Source organism: Streptomyces sp. 17_S59 (genome assembly GCF_056930295.1).
This window is the reverse complement of the sequence record NZ_JBXOWD010000001.1, coordinates 3,808,523-3,824,855: the sequence shown is the minus strand read 5'-3', so window position 1 is coordinate 3,824,855 and position 16,333 is coordinate 3,808,523. Positions and strand designations below refer to the sequence as shown.

Here is a 16,333-nt window from a genome sequence, read left to right as displayed (position 1 = left end):
GCAGCTTTCAGATTTCAGAAGCCGCGCGTCCGCTTCGCTGCCCGGCGCCCCGCACCCTCGCCGGGCACCTTCAGGAACAGCCGGGCCATCTCGGACCCCAGGTTCACCCCGATGGCGATCGCCAGTGCGAGGGCGGCGGCCTTGGTGAGGCTGGAGATGCCGGTGTTCAGCTCGTTCTTGGCGAAGTTCAGCAGCGCGAAGTAGACCGCGCTACCGGGCAGCAGCGGCCCGATCGCCGCCGTCACATACGGCAGCACCGACGCGTGCCGGTAGCGCGCCATCAACTGGCCGAAGAGGCCCACGAGACCGGCGGCGACCGCCGTGGCGGGCACCGGATCGGCCCGGATCGTGTCGGCGAGCGCCCCGTAGATCACCCAGGCGACCCCTCCGTTGAGCGTGACCACCCACACGGTGTGACGTTCCTGCTGGAGCAGCACCGCGAAGGCGAAGACCAGCACCATCGCCGCGATGATCTGGATGACGGGCCGTTCCCGGTGCTGCAGCGCCGCCTCCGGGCTGAGCGTCCTGCCGCCGATGTGCACACCGCCGTAGAGCACCACGAGCACGCCGCAGACGATCCCGACGATGAGGTAGCCGACCTCCAGCAACCGGGCCGCGGCCGTGATGTAGAAGCCCGTCAGACCGTCCTGCACGCCCGCCACCAGGGCCCGCCCGGGGATCAGGGCGAACAGCCCACCCGTGATCACCGCGGACGCCTGTACGGGCGCATGGCTGGCGCTCAGCGCCACGCCCATCGCGGCGGGCGCCATCGCCGCCGCCACGAACTGGTAGAACTCCGGCAGCCCACGCCCCGAGGCCAGCCACGCCAGCCGGTCGCCGAGCATCGCCCCGGCCGCGGCCGCCAGGAACACCACGACCCCGCCGCCCACGAGCGTGCTCGCCGCGCCCGCGAGCAGTCCGGCGGCCGCGGTGAGCGCCCAGCCGGGGTAGGGGTGGCGGTTGCGGCGTATCTCGGCCAGCCGGCGGTACGCCTCCTCCAGGGTGAGGCCCTGCGAGGTGATGTCGTGGACGAGCCGGAAGACGGCGTTCAGCCGGGTGTAGTCGGTGCCGCGCCGCCGCACCGTGCGGTTGGCGGTGACGGGGTCGTCGACGAGCGAGGGCTGGTAGCTGACGGTCAGCAGGGTGAAGGTGACGGTCGGCTCGCAGCGCGCCAGACCGTAGGCGTGCGCAACGCCGAACATCGCCGCCTCCACGTCCTCGGCGCCCTCGCCGCCCGCGAGCAGCAGCTCGCCGATGCGCAGCGTCAGGTCGAGCACGCGGGGTACGGGCGGGCCGGGCTCCTCCGGCTTCTCCGGCCGCTCCGGCACCGGCCGCTCGCCGAGCGGCATGCGCAGCATGGTGCGCATGCGGTCCGGCCAGGGCTCCTCCTTGACGAGGCTGATCTTGGGTATGCCGTGGGGCGGGGTGAAGGCGGGGTAGGCCGCGGTCTGCGTGGCGCCGGCGGCGCCCTCGGCCTTGCCGCCCGGCTTGACACCGGGCCTGGCGAACGCCGACCCCTCGCGCTCGCCTTCCGGCTCCGGGGTGACGCCCTCCGGCAGGGCGAACTCCGAGGTGGGGTGCTCGTCCTCGGGCGAGGGCGGCAGGGGCACGCCGAGTGGGGGCGTGAAGGCGCTGTGCGCCTCGTCGGACTGCGGTTTCCGGTCCTCGATGGGATCCGGGTCCGTAGCGCCGCCCCGCTGCCGATCCGCCACCGCGTGCTCCTCGTTACGCCCTCCTGCTAGGGCCACCATGCCTGATGGGACCTACGGGCGCGCACCGGGGGCCGGTTAACCGGAATGGAAACCTCAGCGACGGGCGTGACGGCCACGCGAGGTGGGCGGCCAGTCGGGGCCGCCGCCGTCCTGGTCACCGCCGTGGCCGCCGTGACCGTCGCCGTGGGCGGGGTCGTCGTAGTAGTAGGCGTCGGCCTGGGGCTCGCCGTAGCCGCCGGGGGCGGGGGCGGGGGCGCCGTAACCGCTGTTCTGGGGCGGCACGCCGTAGCCGCCGGGGTGGGGGGCGTTGTAACCGCCGGGAGCGGGGGCGGGCGCGGGCGCGGCGTAGTGGCCACCGGCCTGCGGCGGCACGCCGTAACCACCCGGGGCGTCCCCGTAGCCACCGGCCTGGGGAGCGCCGTAACCGCCGGGGGCGGGGGCGCCGTAACCGCTGCTCTGCGGCGGCACGCCGTAACCACCGGCCTGGGGGGCACCGGGGACGTAGCCGCCCTGGGGCCCCCGGACACTGCCCTGCCCACCGTGCCCGCCGGGCACGGCACCGAAGACGTCGCTCCGCACACCCCCCGGAAGCCCGGCACTGCCGAGGGGCGGAACGGGAGCAGCAGCCTCGGCGTCGACCTCCCCGGCGGCCGCGGCCTTCTTCGCCTTCGACCGGGCCCGCAGGAACTCGATGGCGATCGGCACGACCGAGATCAGCACGATCACGACCAGCATGGCCTCGATGTTCTTGTGGACGAACTCGACCTTGCCCAGCGCCGCGCCCAGCGCCGTCACACCGGCGCCCCACAGGGTGCCGCCGATGATGTTGAAGATGAGGAACGAGCGGTAGTTCATCCGGCTCACGCCCGCGATGATCGGCGTGAAGGTCCGGATCACGGGCACGAAGCGCGCCAGGACGAGCGACTTCGGCCCGTACTTCTCGAAGAATTCGTGGGCCTTCTCGACGTTCTCCTGCTTGAAGAGCTTCGAGTCGGGGCGCCGGAAGAGCGAGGGCCCCACCTTCCGGCCGAAGAGGTAGCCGGCCTGGTCACCGAGGACCGCCGCGAGCGCGACGAGGGCGCACACCATCCAGATCGGGTACTTCAGCTCCCCCGTGGTGACCAGCAGGCCGGTCGTGAAGAGGAGGGAGTCGCCCGGCAGGAAGAAGCCGATGAGGAGGCCCGACTCTGCGAAGACGACGGCCAGGACGCCGACCAAGCCGAAATGGTTGATCAGGTAGTCCGAGTCCAGCCACTGGGGGCCGAGCGCAAGGGTGGTCGGGGTCACGGGTGTGAGGCTCCTGGGTCGGGGGCGCAGGCTCGTGCGAGGCCCGGGCACAGGCGGTGGGGTGGCGGTTGCCTGATGTGGTGCCCCAAGTTATCAACGCGCCCGTCGCTCCCCCGGTTCCAGAGGACCACCGGCCCCCCGCCCCCGATCGGAGCAACCACGCCCCTCCAGAGTGCGTCAACGACGGCGACCGGCAAAACTGCACAGACAGACGAGAGGCGGAGCGATGGGCATCGACGAGTACGGCGGCGGCCAGCACGAGAAGTCGGATGTGCTCGTGGTCACGACCAACGACGTACCCGGCTACCGGGTCGACCGGGTGATCGGGGAGGTCTTCGGACTGACCGTCCGGTCCCGGCACATCGGCAGCCAGATCGGAGCGGGCCTGAAGTCCCTCGTCGGCGGCGAACTGAAGGGCCTCACCAAGACCCTGGTCGAGACCCGGAACCAGGCGATGGACCGCCTGATCGAGCAGGCCCGCGCGCGGGGGGCCAACGCCGTGCTCATGTTCCGCTTCGACGTCACGGAGGCGGCGGACGTCGGCACGGAGGTGTGCGCCTACGGCACGGCGGTGGTGATCAGCCCGCACGCGTGACGGGTGTGCGGGACGGATCGGTTGGCGATGGCCGCGTCCCTCAGGAACGCGGCCATTCCCGGCATGATCGGCGCCGGGATCGTCCAGCGGGACCGCCACCTCTCGGAAGTGCAAGTCGCTCCGCCGAGGGGCAGAGGAACGGTTACCCAGTCACTCGTGTGAGCGGTGCCCGGCCCTTTCCGGGATATGCGCCCGTTCCTCGTACACGATCACGGTCCATGGAGGCCAAAGAGCGAGCCACTTCCGAGAACTGGCTGAACCCGCCAGGAGGTGGCTGGACCTGCGACCACGTGGAAGACCTGGCCCTGCCCTTCGACTGGGAACTGCGGGACGGAAGGATCGTGCCGTGTGGCGACACCCCGTGGTGGCACGATCAAGTGCGGGACGGACTGTACTGCCGGCTCCGGCCCGCCAGGCGCGAACCGTTCAGCCTCAATGTCGCGCGGTGGACCTCATTCGGTAAGGACACTGCGCTCACACCCGATGTCGTGGTCTTCGACAGGCACAGCCTCGACATCACCCCTCTGGCTTGGCTCCCTGCAGAGAATGCCGTCCTCGCCATCGAAGTGGTCGCCCCCCATTCCCGCAGCGACGACGCATATCTGAAGCCGGGCCTGTACGCCAAGGCCGGAATCGAGCGCTATTGGCGTATCGAGCGCGGCCAGGACGACTTTCCCGAGGTGTACGAGCACCGGCTGACCCCTAGGACAGGTCGCTACTCAATCGAGCCCACGCACCATGTCGGCAGCTTCAAGACCGACTTCCCCTTCCCCGTCGAGATCGACCTCCGCAGCCTGATCGAGGTCTGACTGACCCAGTGGCCGACACCTATCTATGACCGACCTGCCTGACTGGCTGCGCCCGCCGCGTGCGGAAGGCTGGTTCGCGGAGGACTTGGACCACCATCCGGAGGCGCCACGCCACACCGAGCTGACGGACGGAACCTCGTGTTCCACATGTGGCCGCAGCGGTGGTGGCACAGCCGTGTCGTCACCATCGACCTGAACCGGCTCACGCCCGGCCGGAGCGACTGACGGGCCGGAGCCCTCCCGGCAGCATCAGCTCGCACCACACCGTCTTGCCGACCCCGTGCGGGCGCGGCACCGCCGCCCAGTCGTCGGCGAGCTTGGCCACGAGCGCCAGCCCCCGCCCCGCCTCGTCGTCCGCCGACGCTTCGCAGGGCTCCGGGAAGCCCTCGCACGCGTCCGCCACTTCCAGCCGCAGCTTTCCGCCACTCACGACGCAGAGCGCGTACACCTCACGGCTCGCGGACGTGCACGCCTGCTTGCATGCGTTCGTCATCAGCTCGCTGAGCAGCAATGTCGCCGTCTCGACCGCCCCTTCCGGCACCCGCCACGCACGCCCCTGTTCGCGCAGCAGCCTGCGGGAGAGGCCGACGCTGCGCGGGTGGTGCGGGAGGTACCACCAGACGTACTTCAGCGGGGCGTCGGCGTCGGGATGTTCGGTCGTCATCGGTGTCCTCGTTGCTCAGGCATCACTCGGGAGCGCGCAGTTTCCCCACCGCGCGGCTCAAACAGTGCTGTCCTGGGCAAGGCTTGGGGAGTAACGAGGTGGGTACGGAGACGTGCTGTACCCCTCGCGTACCGGGAGCGGAGCGGGAGAGGCGGGGGTGTGATGACGGGCGACACCGCCCAGCCGCCGATGGCGTGGCGCTATTGCGGCAACCAGATCAAGCTCTGGCGCATGCAGGCAGGGGTCAGCCGGGAGGCGCTGGGCAAGGAGGCCGGGTACGAGTACGAGACCGTCAAGTCGATGGAGCAGGGGCGGAGACGGCCGACGGTTCGGATGCTTGAGGTTGCGGATGAGATGTGCGGGGCGCGGGGGAAGTTGTTGGCTGCGCAGGAGTACCTGAAACCGGAGAGATACGCCTCGTTCTCGCTGGATTTCATCCGCTACGAAGCCGAAGCGATTGCCCTCACCTCATACCAGCCCCTGCTCATTCCGGGGTTGCTCCAGACCGAAGAGTACGCACGCACATTGATCAGCGCGCACTGGCCGCCTCTGGACGACGAGACGATCGAAGAGCGCGTCACTGCCCGTCTGGAGCGTCACGCCTTACTGGACAAGCAAGCAAGTGCCTTCTCCTTCGTCATCGGGGAGGCACCGCTCTGCCATCCCCTGAGCAGTGAAGCGGCGCACAAACGACAACTGCGGCATCTTCTGGAGGCAGGCAATCGGCGAAATGTGACCATCCAAGTCATGCCCAGCCGAGGTGCGCACGCCGGGCTCAGTGGCCCTCTCGTGTTGATCGAGACATCTGAGCATGAGCGTCTCGCCTACGAGGAAGGGCAGACGGACGGCGTACTGTATGCCAACCAGCAGAGGGTCAGCATTGCCACCCAGCGCGTCGGCATGATCTCCAGGCAAGCCCTCAGCCCAGAGGAATCAAAGGGCTACATCGGGAAGTTGGCGGAGGAAGCATGAAGACGGAGCTGGCCTGGTTCAAGTCCAGTCATAGCGGGTCCGAGGGCGGAGACTGCGTTGAAGTCGCCCTGTCGTGGCTCAAGTCGAGCCACAGCAGCAGCGGGGGCGGCGAGTGCGTCGAAGTCGCCGCCCTCCCCCACACCGTCCACGTCCGGGACTCGAAGCTCGGGCCCCGGCGCAGCCCCCAACTCGCCGTCCCTCCCCACGCCTGGGCGGCATTCATACGCGGCATACGCACCCCGTGAACGCCCCGCAAACCACCCGAGCTTCGGGCCCCGGGACCCAAGCCCTCTATCCAAGGAATGGGCGGTGAGTACAACCCACCCACCCTCCCAATTCCCGCGCCAGCACACCCGGATGACTTTCCGCAACTGAGTCGCCACACCCCGCACCCGCCCTGTAGCGTGCGCAGCAACAAGCAACCCCCGCCGGTGCTCGCAACACCAGACGGGGGTCTAACCATCAAGATCGCTGTTGCCTAAAGGACCGATCCAATGGCTGTTGCCAACCCTACCGTCACCCCCTGCCCGTCCACTCCCCCAATGGCCTCCCCGGGCTACGGAAAACGCTCCGCACCCGACCAGGAGCCCCGCACCCGGGACACCTTCGCCAGCCTCCCCGCCCGCGAGGCGTACATCGCTTCGTACGTCGACCGGCTGCCCGACGGCGCGGCCATGGACGCGAAGACCTTGGCCAAGGAGCAACCCCTCTACGGCCAGCAGGCCGTCCGCAGCGCCCTCAACGCACTCTCCGAGGCCGGGTACCTCCGCCGCATCAGCGAACCCGTTGGCAAAGGGCGCACCCAGCTGGTGACCCGCACCTACTTCTCCCGTACGCCGCGCAGCGACGCATGGTGGGAGCAGCTCCTGGCCGGAAACGTGCCGAAGCCGGAGAAGGAGACGGCGGCACGGCCTGCGGGCAAACCCCGCCGCTCCGAGGCGTACGACGCACTGGCCGCCCTGGGCCGCACTGAACCCCGCATGGCCCTCTCGGCCGCGGAATGCGAGTCGTTGACGGCCCTCGCCGCGGAGTGGCTAGCGCGCGGCGCGTCCAAGGAGCACCTGATCCGCTCCCTCACGTCCGGGCTCCCGGAGCCGCTGCACTCCCCGGGCGGGCTGGCCCGCAAACGCCTCATCGCCAAGCTGCCTCCCGAGCCGGCCCCGGCCGCCCCCGCCCCGGCCGGGCGCCGACTCATGGAGTGCACGAACTGCGGGGTCCCGGGCTACCCGGAAGCGCTCCCCGGCGGCCTCTGCCGCCCCTGTCACGGGGAGCGGGAAACCGCAGACTGCGCAGACGTCGCCGCAGACGTACGGGCGCGTACCGACGCCCTGCGGGCAGCCAACCGCGCCGGGCGGGACAGATACCGCGCCCGTACCTCTACTGCGGCCGCGTCAGGAACTCCAGCTGGTGCCCGTCCGGGTCGGTGACATAGAAAGCACGGCTGCCGTTCAGGCTGTTCACCTCCTGCGGCCTCTTGTGGTACGGGTCGGCCCAGTAAGGGAGTTCGCGCTCGACCACGCGGGCGTGAATGGCGTCGAACTCCTCGTCCGAGACGTGGTAGGCGAAGTGCTGGAGCACTATCTTGTCGGCCGGGACGACGTGGTCCGCGTAGTCGATGGTCACGCCGTTGTCGAGGCGGATGGCGGCGAAGGGGCCGTTGACCTCGGCATCGGATATGCCCAGCAACTCCGTGAGGAAGCGGGCGCCTTCGAAGCGGTTGCTGCTGTTGACGATGGTGTGGTCGAGACGAATAGGCATCCTGGACTCCTTGAACAGTCTCTGCTGTAAGGGACACTTCCGGTCTGCACCACTGACGCTACTCACGCCCGGGGACAGTCCACATCGGGCGTTGGGCCTAGGTCCCGGGACGCAGCGCCCGAGGTTCACCGGAGAAGCGTTTTCCCGTTCAGATAACCGAATTTGATATTGCGTCATTCACGGCCGAGCGCCACAGAACAGGCACTAGGGTTCCTGTTTGCGCGCCGAGCGCGCCCCCCTTCAGAGAGGGCCGATTCACGTCGGGCTCGGGGAGGGCCCGATAACGGGTTCCTCCGGTAGCGGTCACCGGGCTTTGGCCGCGCTGCATGAAGGGGGGCGCCATGGGGCGTCACCGAAAGATCCGCCTGTCGATCTGGAAGCGCACTGCGCGGAAGGTGAGGCGGTGATTCGCGGGCCGATGACCTGCCAGTCCTCAGAAGGATTGAGGGCTGACAGGTAGGCCCATCGGGTCGGCCCTTGTCATGGATGCCTGGTCCACGGCGGGGGCCACTTCATTGCCAGTGCTCACGCCCTCGACGGAAGTCCGGCCGACCGAAGGCGTTACCGAGCGCAGCGCCCCGTCAGGGATACCGCCGAGCAGCACCATACCGGGCCCGCCAGCCACACGGAACGGGAACACCCGTTGCCCCTCGGGGGATACCCCGCCGGAACGCAGTCCTGACGGATGCAAGAAAACAGGTGTGCCGGAATCGTTGACCGGACGGCTCCGACACACCTGATGGAGGCCCCATCCCTGGGGCGTCACCGGAAGAACATCACCGTACGCTCACGCTGCCCGGCAAGAACACCTTTGGCCAGGCCCTGACTACTCCACGGTCCCCGCCCACGGATCACCCTCATCCGCCATCACGTACGCCCCGCCCTCCAGCCGCTCGATCAGCCCGCGCGTCCACTCCGCACCGCTGTCCAAGGAGTGCACCCACATGCCCGGGATCTCGCCGATGTGGCCCCAGTCCTCGCCCTCGGCGGGGGTCCAGCGCTTGCGGATGTCCTCGCGGCGCTCCTCCAGCGCCGCCAGGCGGCGCTTCAGCAGGGCCACGGCCTCGGCCCGCGGCAGGTCGACGATGAAGCCGACACCCGCCGTGAGGACGTCGACCTTCTCGCCGAAGGAGCAGAGGGACTCGCGCAGCAGCTTGAAGTACTCCTCCTCACCCGCCGCAGTCAGCTCGTACTCCGTCCGCGGCGGGCCGCCGGCCTCGCTGGGGGCCGTGTCGTGGGCCAGCAGGAGGCCCTGCTTCGCCATGGCCTTGAGCGCGTGGTAGATCGACCCGGGCTTGGCGTTGGACCACTCCTGGGCGCCCCACATCTCCAGATCGCCGCGGACCTGGTAGCCGTGGGCACGGCCGTGCTGGCGGACGGCGCCCAGCACGAGCAGCCGGATGGCCGACATGGTCGCTCTCGTCTCCTCGTCGCCGCGCACTGCCACGTATGGCTTCTACGCGGCCCAGCGTAGGCCCCGGCGGTCGCACCGGCCGGGCGGGCCCTACTCCGCCTGCTGCTTCTCTTCCTCCGCCACCAGCTCGAACGCCGTCCTGCCGTCCAGCGACTCGCGGATCACATCCGCGTGCCCCGCGTGCCGCGCCATCTCCTCTATGAGGTGCAGGACCAGCCACCGCATGGACACCCGGGCCTTCGGGAACCAAGGGGCGTCGGGCAGGGCGAAGGAGTCCTCCAGGCTCGGCACGGACTGGATGAAGCGCTCGGTCTCCGCCGCCGCGTCCGCCCAGCAGGCCAGCTGGCCCGCCACCGTCTCGTCCTCGACCAGGCGGAAGCTGTCCGGCCAGTTCGACTCGTCCCGCTTGATGTGCGGCTCCAGGCCCTGCGCACGGCGGACCCAGAACTGCTCGACCTCCGCGACGTGCTTGAGCAGCCCGCCCAGCGACAGCTCGCTCGCGCTGGGCTTCGCGGCCGCCTGCTCGTCCGTCAGGCCGAGCAGCGCGCGGCGCAGGCCGCCGCGCTGGGCCTCCAGAAAGGCCAGCAGCGTGGCGCGCTCGTCGGAGAAGTCCTTCTCGATCACGTGCGTGGGCATAATCCGTCCGCCTTCCTCAGCCTTCGCCGTCCTTCGGCGAGACCAACACTAGGAGGGGATGCGGTCAGATCCTGTCCTATATCCACAGGCGATCCGGAATCGTCGGATCATCAGAACGGGAACCGGCTCCGCCCATGCTGGATCGAGATCCACTTCGTCGTGGTGAACGCCTCCACGAACGACTCCCCGTTCAGCCGCCCCACCCCCGAGTGCTTCTCACCGCCGAACGGCACGATCGCCTCGTCGTGCACCGTCCCGTCGTTGACGTGCACCATCCCGGATTCGATGCGCTTCGCGACCCGTACGCCGCGCTCCACGTCGCCCGTGTGCACCGCGCCGCTCAGCCCGTACGGCGTGGCGTTGGCCAGGCGCACGGCCTGGTCCTCGCTGTCGAAGGGGACGATCAGCGCCACCGGGCCGAAGATCTCCTGGCCCAGGATCGGCGCGTCCTCCGGCAAGCCCGTGAGGACGGACGGCCAGACCATCGTGCCCTCCGTCGCCCCGCGTACGAGCGCCGTGGCGCCGTCCGCAACGGTCTGCTCCACGAGCGTGGTGATCGCCTCCGCCTGGCCGGCGTTGATGAGGGGACCGATGTGCGTAGCCGGGTCGCAGGGGTCGCCGACCTTCAGGGTCCGCACCTTGGCGACGAACTTCTCCGTGAATTCGCGCTCCACCGAGCGGTCGACCAGCACCCGGTTGACCGCCATGCACACCTGGCCCTGGTGGATGAAACGGCTGAAAACCGCGGCGTCCACGGCATAGTCCAGATCGGCGTCGGCGAGGACGATCAGCGCGCTGTTGCCGCCCAGCTCCAGGATCGTCCGCTTGAAGTGCGAGGCGGCGACGGTCGCGACGTGCCGGCCGACCTTGTCGGAGCCGGTGAAGGAGATGACCTTCGGCACGGGGTGCTCGATGAGCGCGTCCCCGATCTCCGCGATGTCGGTGACCACGACGTTGAGCACGCCGCCCGGCAGCCCGGCCTCCTCGAAGAGCTTCGCGACGAGGCCGCCGCCGCATATGGGCGTGTTCTGGTGCGGCTTGAGGACCGCGGCGTTGCCCAGGGCGAGCGCGGGCGCCACCGACTTGAGCGACAGGAGGAAGGGGAAGTTGAAGGGGCTGATGATGCCCACCACCCCGACCGGCACCCGGTAGAGCCGGTTCTCCTTGGTGTCGTCCGGGGACGGCAGGATCCGCCCCTCCGCCTGCAGCGCGAGGTGGATCGCCTCCCGGAGGAACTCCCGGGCCAGGTGCAGTTCGAACCCCGCCTTCACGGCCGTGCCGCCGCACTCCGCCATGATGGCCGCGCTCAGCTCGGCCTCGTGGTCGTCGATGATGCGCAGCGCCCGTTCGAAGACGAGCCGCCTGGTGTACGGATTGGTCGCCGCCCAGCCGGGCTGTGCGCGCTCGGCGGCGCGGTAGGCCTGGTCGATCTCGGCGGTGCTGGCCACGGTGATGGAGGCGAGTTTCTCCCCGTTGTAGGGATTGAAGTCGACGATGTCCCACGAGCCGCTGCCGACCCGCCATTCCCCGTCGATGTACTGCCGGTCCAATGCGTCGAAGCAGGTGCCGAAGCCGTAGGACATGCGCCATCCCGTCTGCGAAAAGCGGGGCGCTTGCGACGCCCGTAAACGATGTGCGTGCTCCTGATGCGACGTCATCGTACTGATGTGTCAGATCAGTTGAAGTAGACGGACGATGAGATCCCGGCTCTTTTCCGGCGAGAGGCTGTCGGCGTGCAGCCGCTCCATGACCCGCTCGTACTGGGCCACGTCCTCGGCCTTGTCCAGGTAGAGCGCGCTGGTCAGCTGCTCCAGGTAGACCACGTCGGAGAGGTCCGACTCGGGAAAGCGCAGCATGGTGAAGGCGCCGCTTTCACCCGCGTGCCCGCCGTGCGCGAAAGGCATCACCTGGAGCGTCACATTGGTCTGTTCGGAGATGTCGACGAGGTGCTGGAGCTGATTGCGCATGACCGTTTCGCCACCGTACGGACGGTGCAGCGCCGCCTCGTCCAGCACGGCGTGGAACCGCGGCGCACGCTCGGAGAACAGCAGCTTCTGGCGCTCCATCCGCAGCGAGACCCGGCGCTCGATCTCGGCGTCGCACGCCTTGGGCTGGCCGCGCACGACGACGGCATGAGCGTAGCCCTCGGTCTGGAGCAGGCCGTGCACGAACTGCACCTCGTAGATTGAGATGTGCGAGGCCGCGCCCTCCAGCCCCACATATGTCTGGAACCAGCCGGGCAGCACATCGCCGTAACTGTGCCACCACCCCGCGACGTTGGCCTCGCGGGCCAGGCCCAGCAGGGCCTCCCGCTCGGCGCCGTCCGTGACCCCGTAGAGCGTGAGGAGATCCTCCACGTCCCGCGCCTTGAAGCTCACCCGGCCCAACTCCATACGGCTGATCTTCGACTCCGACGCACGGATCGAATACCCGGCTGCCTCACGCGTGATGCCACGCGATTCGCGCAGCCGCCTGAGCTGAGAGCCCAGGAGTATGCGTCGCACCACCGAACCGCTCGACTCGCTCGTGGCCATCTCTGCGACCCTTCCCCTTCCGGTCCTGTCCGGTGTTGCCGCTTCCGCCCTCCTGAGGGCGACCCCCGCTACCCCCGGCGCCGAAGTCTGCCACTTCCGGGCTCCGCCCCGTGCATGTCCGGTTACCCAGACAAGCCAAGGGCCGATGCGCTACGGCAGGGGGCGTAGGGAGAATTGCCCCCAACCACCTTGTGCGCCCCCAAATCCACCCCGTGCACGTGCATCTGCCCTTGCATCCGCCCCCCGCATTGGCAACCATGGACCTCGCACACGTGCACGTCACGTCCTCGATTGCCAGGAGTGCCTCGGATGGGTACCGAAGGATCGACTGTGCTCTCCCCTTTATGGAGAGGACTCCCCCCGATCGACTCATCCGCCGTCTCCAACTCGGCCTCCTGTACGTTGCCGCCCCGCTTCGAAGCGGTCGGAGCGGCACGCGGGTTCACCAGGAACACGCTCGCCCAGTGGGGACTGGGCGGGCTCTTCGACGATGTCGCGCTGGTCGTCTCGGAGCTGGTGACCAACTCGATGCGGTACGCCATACCGGCGGAGCTCGTAGGCACCGAGTACGAGCCGCCTGTACGCCTGCACTTGATGCGCTGGGCGTCGCGGCTGGTGTGCGCCGTACGCGATACGAGCGAGGCCGGCCCGGTCACGGGCGAGGCCGGCACGGGGGACGAATGCGGGCGCGGGCTGTTCCTGGTGGAGGCGTTCAGCGACGCCTGGGGATGGCATCCGCTCGCGGGGGCGCTGCACGGCAAGGTCGTCTGGGCTCTGTTCCGGCTGCCTCGCGACCACGAGCGGCCCGACTAGATCACGGGGTTGGTCGGTCCGTCGTCAGTCGCGGATCAGGTAGTCGAATTCGCCGTCCTTGATGCCCAGCACCATGGCTTCGATCTCGGCGGGTGTGTACACGAGCGCCGGACCGTCCGGGTGGCGGGAGTTGCGCACGGCGACCCCGCCACCCGGCAGCTTCGCGAACTCCACGCAGGAACCCTGCGAGTTGGAGTGCCGGCTCTTCCGCCAGACGACATCTTCGATGTCCGAGGCGGCCATGCCGTTGTACGCCTGGGGCACTGGACTCTCCCGGAGCATTGCAGGGGGCATCCTCGGCCCAGAACACGGTTTCGAGGATGACAACTGCTCCGGATCATAGCGGCGTTCACGTGCCCTTGCATGAGCCGATGCACGTGCACTCAGCCCGCAGAAGTAGCAGAGAACCCTCCGGAATACGGCAGGAGTGCCATCTCGCGGGCATTCTTGATCGCCCTGGACAGTTGCCGCTGCTGTTGCACGGTGACCCGGGTCACCCGGCGGCTGCGGATCTTCCCCCGGTCCGAAATGAACTTCCGGAGGAGATCCGTGTCCTTGTAGTCGATGTACGTGATTCCGTCGGCGTCCAGCGGGTTGGGGCGCGGCCTGGGGTTTCTACGGCGGTCGGTGCGGCGGGGCATGGATTGTCCTTTCGGAATCGGGGCCGGATCGGGGACGGATCGGACCCGGATCAGATCCGGGGCCGACCCGGGTCGGCCCCGGATCGGGGCACGGCACCGGGAACGGCACCGGGAACGGCACCGGGAACGGAACCCGGTCAGGAAACCGGATCGAGGAGTTCGTCGAATGCGTGCGGGAGGTGCCGCCAGCTCTCCGGGCCCGCCGCGTATTCGGCGTCGGTGAGCAGACACGACTTCAGCAGCGAGCGCAGCCCCTCCCCGTCCAGACCCGGCGAGGTGAAGGTCAGGCACTGGGTCCGGTCGCCGTGCTCGGGATGCCAGTCCAGGGCTGCGGCGACGCGCCGGGCAGCGGGCACCAGCTCCCAGGCCGCGTCCGGCAGCGCGGCCAGCCAGGGCCCGGCGTTCTCCACGCACAGGGCGCCGCCCGCCGCGTCCCACGACAGCAGCGTGTCGGGCCGGTCGGCGAGCCAGAACCGGCCCCTGCTGCGGGCGGCAGCGCAGGTCAGGTCCTCCAGCGCCGCGTACAGGCGGCCGGGATGGAAGGGCCGGTGGCCGCGCCACACCAACGTGGCGACGCCGTCCGCGTCGGCCTCCTGCGGCAGCAGCGCGCAGGCCGGATGCCGGCGGGCCGCGGCCGCCTCCACGTCGAAGCCGGCCATGGCGGCCGCGGCCAGCTCGACGGAGCCGACCGGGATGTGGCGGCCGCCGGGGGCGAGTTGAGCGAGCAGCGCACGGTCCGCGGCGTCGGCGGGCTCGGGCCCGTCCACGAGGGCCAGCACAGTCACGTACTCCAGCTGCCGGGCGAAGGTGTCCGCCACCGTCCGCCCGTCCGTGGGGGCGGCCGCCAGTCCCGCTTCGGCCAGGTCGTCGCCGTTGCCGAGCGAGGCCGGCACGAGCGCGGGGTCCACCGCCGTGAACACACCGGTCAGCCGGGCCTCCGGGGCCCCGTGCGCGGCCACGACCTCGGCCATGGCCTTGGGTTCGACGGAGTCCCACAGCTCGACCACCGCGAGCCGGCACGTCCCGCCCTCTGCGAGCCGCTCCAGCTCGGGTACGAGGTCCTCGCGCAGCGCGCAGCAGGCGCAGTCGTTGACCAGCGGCGCCTCGCCCTCGCCGAGGAGACCGCTGCGGTCCCATACGGTCCGGCGGACGGCCCCGGCCGTTGCGGCGGCCGACAGGTCGTGGTGGAGCGCCACGCTGCCCGGCACGGTGCGCAGCAGCTGCTCCACGGTCGCCCTGCGGGCGTCGGCGTGCAGGCCGCCGACGAGCACGACGGGCAGCGGGGTGCCGCGGGTGAAGTCCGCCATCACCGGCCGCCGCTCAGGGGCTTGCGCGCGCCGTAGCGGCGCTCGAAGCGCTCGACGCGACCGGCAGTGTCCATGACGCGCGCCGTGCCCGTGTAGAAGGGGTGGCTCGCCGAGGAGATCTCCACGTCGATCACGGGGTAGGTGTTGCCGTCCTCCCACTCGATCGTCCTGTCGCTCGTCGCCGTCGAGCGGGTGAGGAAGGCGAAGTCCGCGGCGCGGTCACGGAAGACGACGGGGCCGTAGGGCGGGTGGATTCCGGGCTTCATGGCGGGTCAGCGCTCCTCTCGGAAGACGACGTGGCGGCCGACGACGGGGTCGTACTTGCGCAGCTCCAGTCGGTCGGGGTCGTTACGGCGGTTCTTTCGGGTCACGTACGTATAGCCGGTCCCGGCGGTGGACCGGAGTTTGACGACGGGGCGTACTTCGTTGCGGGCCATGGGGGCTACTATACAGAAATGGTTTCCATTTTCATTAGGAGGTGTGGCCCATGTCCGCCCACTGCCAACTGACCGGCCGCAGGCCCGGGTTCGGCAACACCGTGTCCCACTCGCACAAGCGCAGCAGCCGCCGCTTCGACCCGAACGTCCAGCGCAAGCGCTACTGGCTCGCGAGCGAGGGGCGCCATGTGCGGCTCACGCTGAGCGTGAAGGGGATCAGGACGGTGGACGCCATCGGCGTCGAGGCCGCGGTGGCCCGCATTCGGGCCCGGGGGGAGAAGGTCTGATGGCGAAGAAGAGCAAGATCGCGAAGAACGAGGCGCGGCGCCTGGTCGTGGCGCGCTACGCCGCGCGGCGGGCCCTGCTCAAGGCGGTGATCCGCAGCCCGGAGAGCACGGCGGAGCAGCGCCTGGCCGCCCAGCACGAGCTGCAGCGCCAGCCGCGTGATGCGAGCGCGACACGGGTGCAGAACCGGGATGCGGTGGACGGGCGGCCGCGCGGGTACTTCCGCGCGTTCGGCCTGTCCCGGGTGTCGCTGCGCGAGCAGGCGCATGCGGGGTATCTGCCGGGGGTGCGGAAGGGGAGCTGGTAGGGGGCTCCTTCCCCGATTCCGCCGGATTCAGCCCGTCCGGGGAACCTCCTGGGGATACCCCCAGCGGTAGCTGGGGGAGGTAGCCGGGGGAGTTCGAGGAGCGGGGTCCGCGGGCGGAGCCCCCGCCCGCGGCGGAGCCGCATACCGGATACAGCGGGAAGG

General features: G+C 69.7%; 20 protein-coding genes and 2 pseudogenes. 9 read left to right on the top strand and 13 right to left on the bottom strand.

Translation table 11 applies throughout. The features are described 5' to 3' along the window. Window positions 1-14: 14 nt before the first annotated feature. Entirely contained in the window at window positions 15-1,751 is a 1,737-nt protein-coding gene (locus tag AC1Z4A_RS17080) for a threonine/serine exporter family protein (protein WP_483679823.1), read from the bottom strand. Between the two features lie 609 nt (window positions 1,752-2,360). Then, window positions 2,361-2,999: pseudogene (locus tag AC1Z4A_RS17075) on the bottom strand (DedA family protein); the annotation flags it as partial. A gap of 226 nt (window positions 3,000-3,225) precedes the next feature. Between AC1Z4A_RS17075 and AC1Z4A_RS17070 the strand changes: the two are divergent. The 3 genes and pseudogenes from AC1Z4A_RS17070 to AC1Z4A_RS17060 all read left to right on the top strand — a co-directional run. Continuing rightward, window positions 3,226-3,594, top strand: coding sequence for a YbjQ family protein (locus tag AC1Z4A_RS17070; RefSeq protein ID WP_483679822.1), 369 nt, complete (start codon window positions 3,226-3,228; stop codon window positions 3,592-3,594). A gap of 218 nt (window positions 3,595-3,812) precedes the next feature. Continuing rightward, complete coding sequence (locus AC1Z4A_RS17065) at window positions 3,813-4,403, top strand: Uma2 family endonuclease (RefSeq protein ID WP_483679821.1); 591 nt, start codon at window positions 3,813-3,815, stop codon at window positions 4,401-4,403. Between the two features lie 25 nt (window positions 4,404-4,428). Beyond that, window positions 4,429-4,589 (top strand): annotated as a pseudogene (locus tag AC1Z4A_RS17060) (Uma2 family endonuclease); the annotation flags it as partial. Between the two features lie 16 nt (window positions 4,590-4,605). Here AC1Z4A_RS17060 and AC1Z4A_RS17055 read toward each other — a convergent pair. Beyond that, window positions 4,606-5,067: an ATP-binding protein gene (locus AC1Z4A_RS17055; RefSeq protein ID WP_483679820.1), complete on the bottom strand. Its 462-nt coding sequence runs from the start codon at window positions 5,065-5,067 to the stop codon at window positions 4,606-4,608. Window positions 5,068-5,229: 162 nt separating this feature from the next. Between AC1Z4A_RS17055 and AC1Z4A_RS17050 the strand changes: the two genes are divergently transcribed. The 3 genes from AC1Z4A_RS17050 (at window position 5,230) to AC1Z4A_RS17040 (ending at window position 7,466) form a co-directional block, all read left to right on the top strand. Next, the gene (locus tag AC1Z4A_RS17050; RefSeq protein WP_483679819.1) at window positions 5,230-6,039 is read left to right on the top strand and encodes a helix-turn-helix domain-containing protein; all 810 of its coding nucleotides are present in this window, start codon (window positions 5,230-5,232) and stop codon (window positions 6,037-6,039) included. Further along, window positions 6,036-6,284 carry a DUF397 domain-containing protein gene (locus AC1Z4A_RS17045; RefSeq protein ID WP_483679818.1) on the top strand — a complete coding sequence of 83 codons (249 nt, stop codon included), beginning with the start codon at window positions 6,036-6,038 and terminating at the stop codon, window positions 6,282-6,284. The genes AC1Z4A_RS17050 and AC1Z4A_RS17045 overlap by 4 nt, the downstream gene beginning before the upstream one ends. 249 nt (window positions 6,285-6,533) lie before the next feature. After that, window positions 6,534-7,466, top strand: a complete 933-nt coding sequence (locus AC1Z4A_RS17040) for a hypothetical protein (protein WP_483679817.1) — start codon at window positions 6,534-6,536, stop codon at window positions 7,464-7,466. Here AC1Z4A_RS17040 and AC1Z4A_RS17035 read toward each other — a convergent pair. The 5 genes from AC1Z4A_RS17035 to AC1Z4A_RS17015 form a co-directional block, all read right to left on the bottom strand. Further along, the gene (locus AC1Z4A_RS17035) at window positions 7,417-7,797 is read right to left on the bottom strand and encodes a VOC family protein (RefSeq protein ID WP_483679816.1); all 381 of its coding nucleotides are present in this window, start codon (window positions 7,795-7,797) and stop codon (window positions 7,417-7,419) included. The genes AC1Z4A_RS17040 and AC1Z4A_RS17035 overlap by 50 nt on opposite strands. 826 nt (window positions 7,798-8,623) lie before the next feature. Continuing rightward, complete coding sequence (locus tag AC1Z4A_RS17030; RefSeq protein ID WP_483683616.1) at window positions 8,624-9,208, bottom strand: PadR family transcriptional regulator; 585 nt, start codon at window positions 9,206-9,208, stop codon at window positions 8,624-8,626. Window positions 9,209-9,301: 93 nt separating this feature from the next. After that, a complete protein-coding gene (locus AC1Z4A_RS17025; protein ID WP_483679814.1) occupies window positions 9,302-9,847 on the bottom strand; it encodes a DinB family protein in 546 nt (181 codons plus the stop codon). A 110-nt stretch (window positions 9,848-9,957) separates the two neighbouring features. Then, complete coding sequence (locus AC1Z4A_RS17020; RefSeq protein WP_483679812.1) at window positions 9,958-11,430, bottom strand: aldehyde dehydrogenase family protein; 1,473 nt, start codon at window positions 11,428-11,430, stop codon at window positions 9,958-9,960. An 87-nt stretch (window positions 11,431-11,517) separates the two neighbouring features. After that, window positions 11,518-12,381 (bottom strand): helix-turn-helix domain-containing protein, encoded by an 864-nt coding sequence (locus AC1Z4A_RS17015; protein WP_483679810.1) that lies wholly within the window; start codon window positions 12,379-12,381, stop codon window positions 11,518-11,520. 309 nt (window positions 12,382-12,690) lie between these two features. On the opposite strand from AC1Z4A_RS17015, the gene AC1Z4A_RS17010 reads away from it, so the two are divergent. After that, window positions 12,691-13,194, top strand: a complete 504-nt coding sequence (locus AC1Z4A_RS17010) for an ATP-binding protein (RefSeq protein ID WP_483679809.1) — start codon at window positions 12,691-12,693, stop codon at window positions 13,192-13,194. A 24-nt stretch (window positions 13,195-13,218) separates the two neighbouring features. Here the strand turns inward: AC1Z4A_RS17010 and AC1Z4A_RS17005 are convergent, their stop codons facing one another. The 5 genes from AC1Z4A_RS17005 to rpmG all read right to left on the bottom strand — a co-directional run bounded on the left by AC1Z4A_RS17005 (window position 13,219) and on the right by rpmG (window position 15,579). Beyond that, window positions 13,219-13,458, bottom strand: coding sequence for a DUF397 domain-containing protein (locus AC1Z4A_RS17005; RefSeq protein ID WP_483679808.1), 240 nt, complete (start codon window positions 13,456-13,458; stop codon window positions 13,219-13,221). Window positions 13,459-13,577: 119 nt separating this feature from the next. Next, window positions 13,578-13,835, bottom strand: a complete 258-nt coding sequence (gene rpsR / locus AC1Z4A_RS17000; protein WP_483679806.1) for a 30S ribosomal protein S18 — start codon at window positions 13,833-13,835, stop codon at window positions 13,578-13,580. Between the two features lie 137 nt (window positions 13,836-13,972). Continuing rightward, a complete protein-coding gene (locus tag AC1Z4A_RS16995; protein ID WP_483679804.1) occupies window positions 13,973-15,142 on the bottom strand; it encodes a CobW family GTP-binding protein in 1,170 nt (389 codons plus the stop codon). After that, entirely contained in the window at window positions 15,142-15,408 is a 267-nt protein-coding gene (locus tag AC1Z4A_RS16990; protein WP_483679802.1) for a type B 50S ribosomal protein L31, read from the bottom strand. The genes AC1Z4A_RS16995 and AC1Z4A_RS16990 overlap by 1 nt, the downstream gene beginning before the upstream one ends. A gap of 6 nt (window positions 15,409-15,414) precedes the next feature. Then, on the bottom strand, window positions 15,415-15,579 hold the full coding sequence (gene rpmG / locus AC1Z4A_RS16985; RefSeq protein ID WP_483679800.1) for a 50S ribosomal protein L33: 165 nt from the start codon (window positions 15,577-15,579) through the stop codon (window positions 15,415-15,417). 50 nt (window positions 15,580-15,629) lie between these two features. Between rpmG and rpmB the strand changes: the two genes are divergently transcribed. Both rpmB and rpsN read left to right on the top strand, forming a co-directional pair. Continuing rightward, window positions 15,630-15,866 carry a 50S ribosomal protein L28 gene (rpmB, locus tag AC1Z4A_RS16980; protein ID WP_483679798.1) on the top strand — a complete coding sequence of 79 codons (237 nt, stop codon included), beginning with the start codon at window positions 15,630-15,632 and terminating at the stop codon, window positions 15,864-15,866. Further along, window positions 15,866-16,171: a 30S ribosomal protein S14 gene (gene rpsN, locus AC1Z4A_RS16975; protein WP_483679797.1), complete on the top strand. Its 306-nt coding sequence runs from the start codon at window positions 15,866-15,868 to the stop codon at window positions 16,169-16,171. The genes rpmB and rpsN overlap by 1 nt, the downstream gene beginning before the upstream one ends. The last annotated feature ends 162 nt before the right edge of the window (window positions 16,172-16,333 follow it).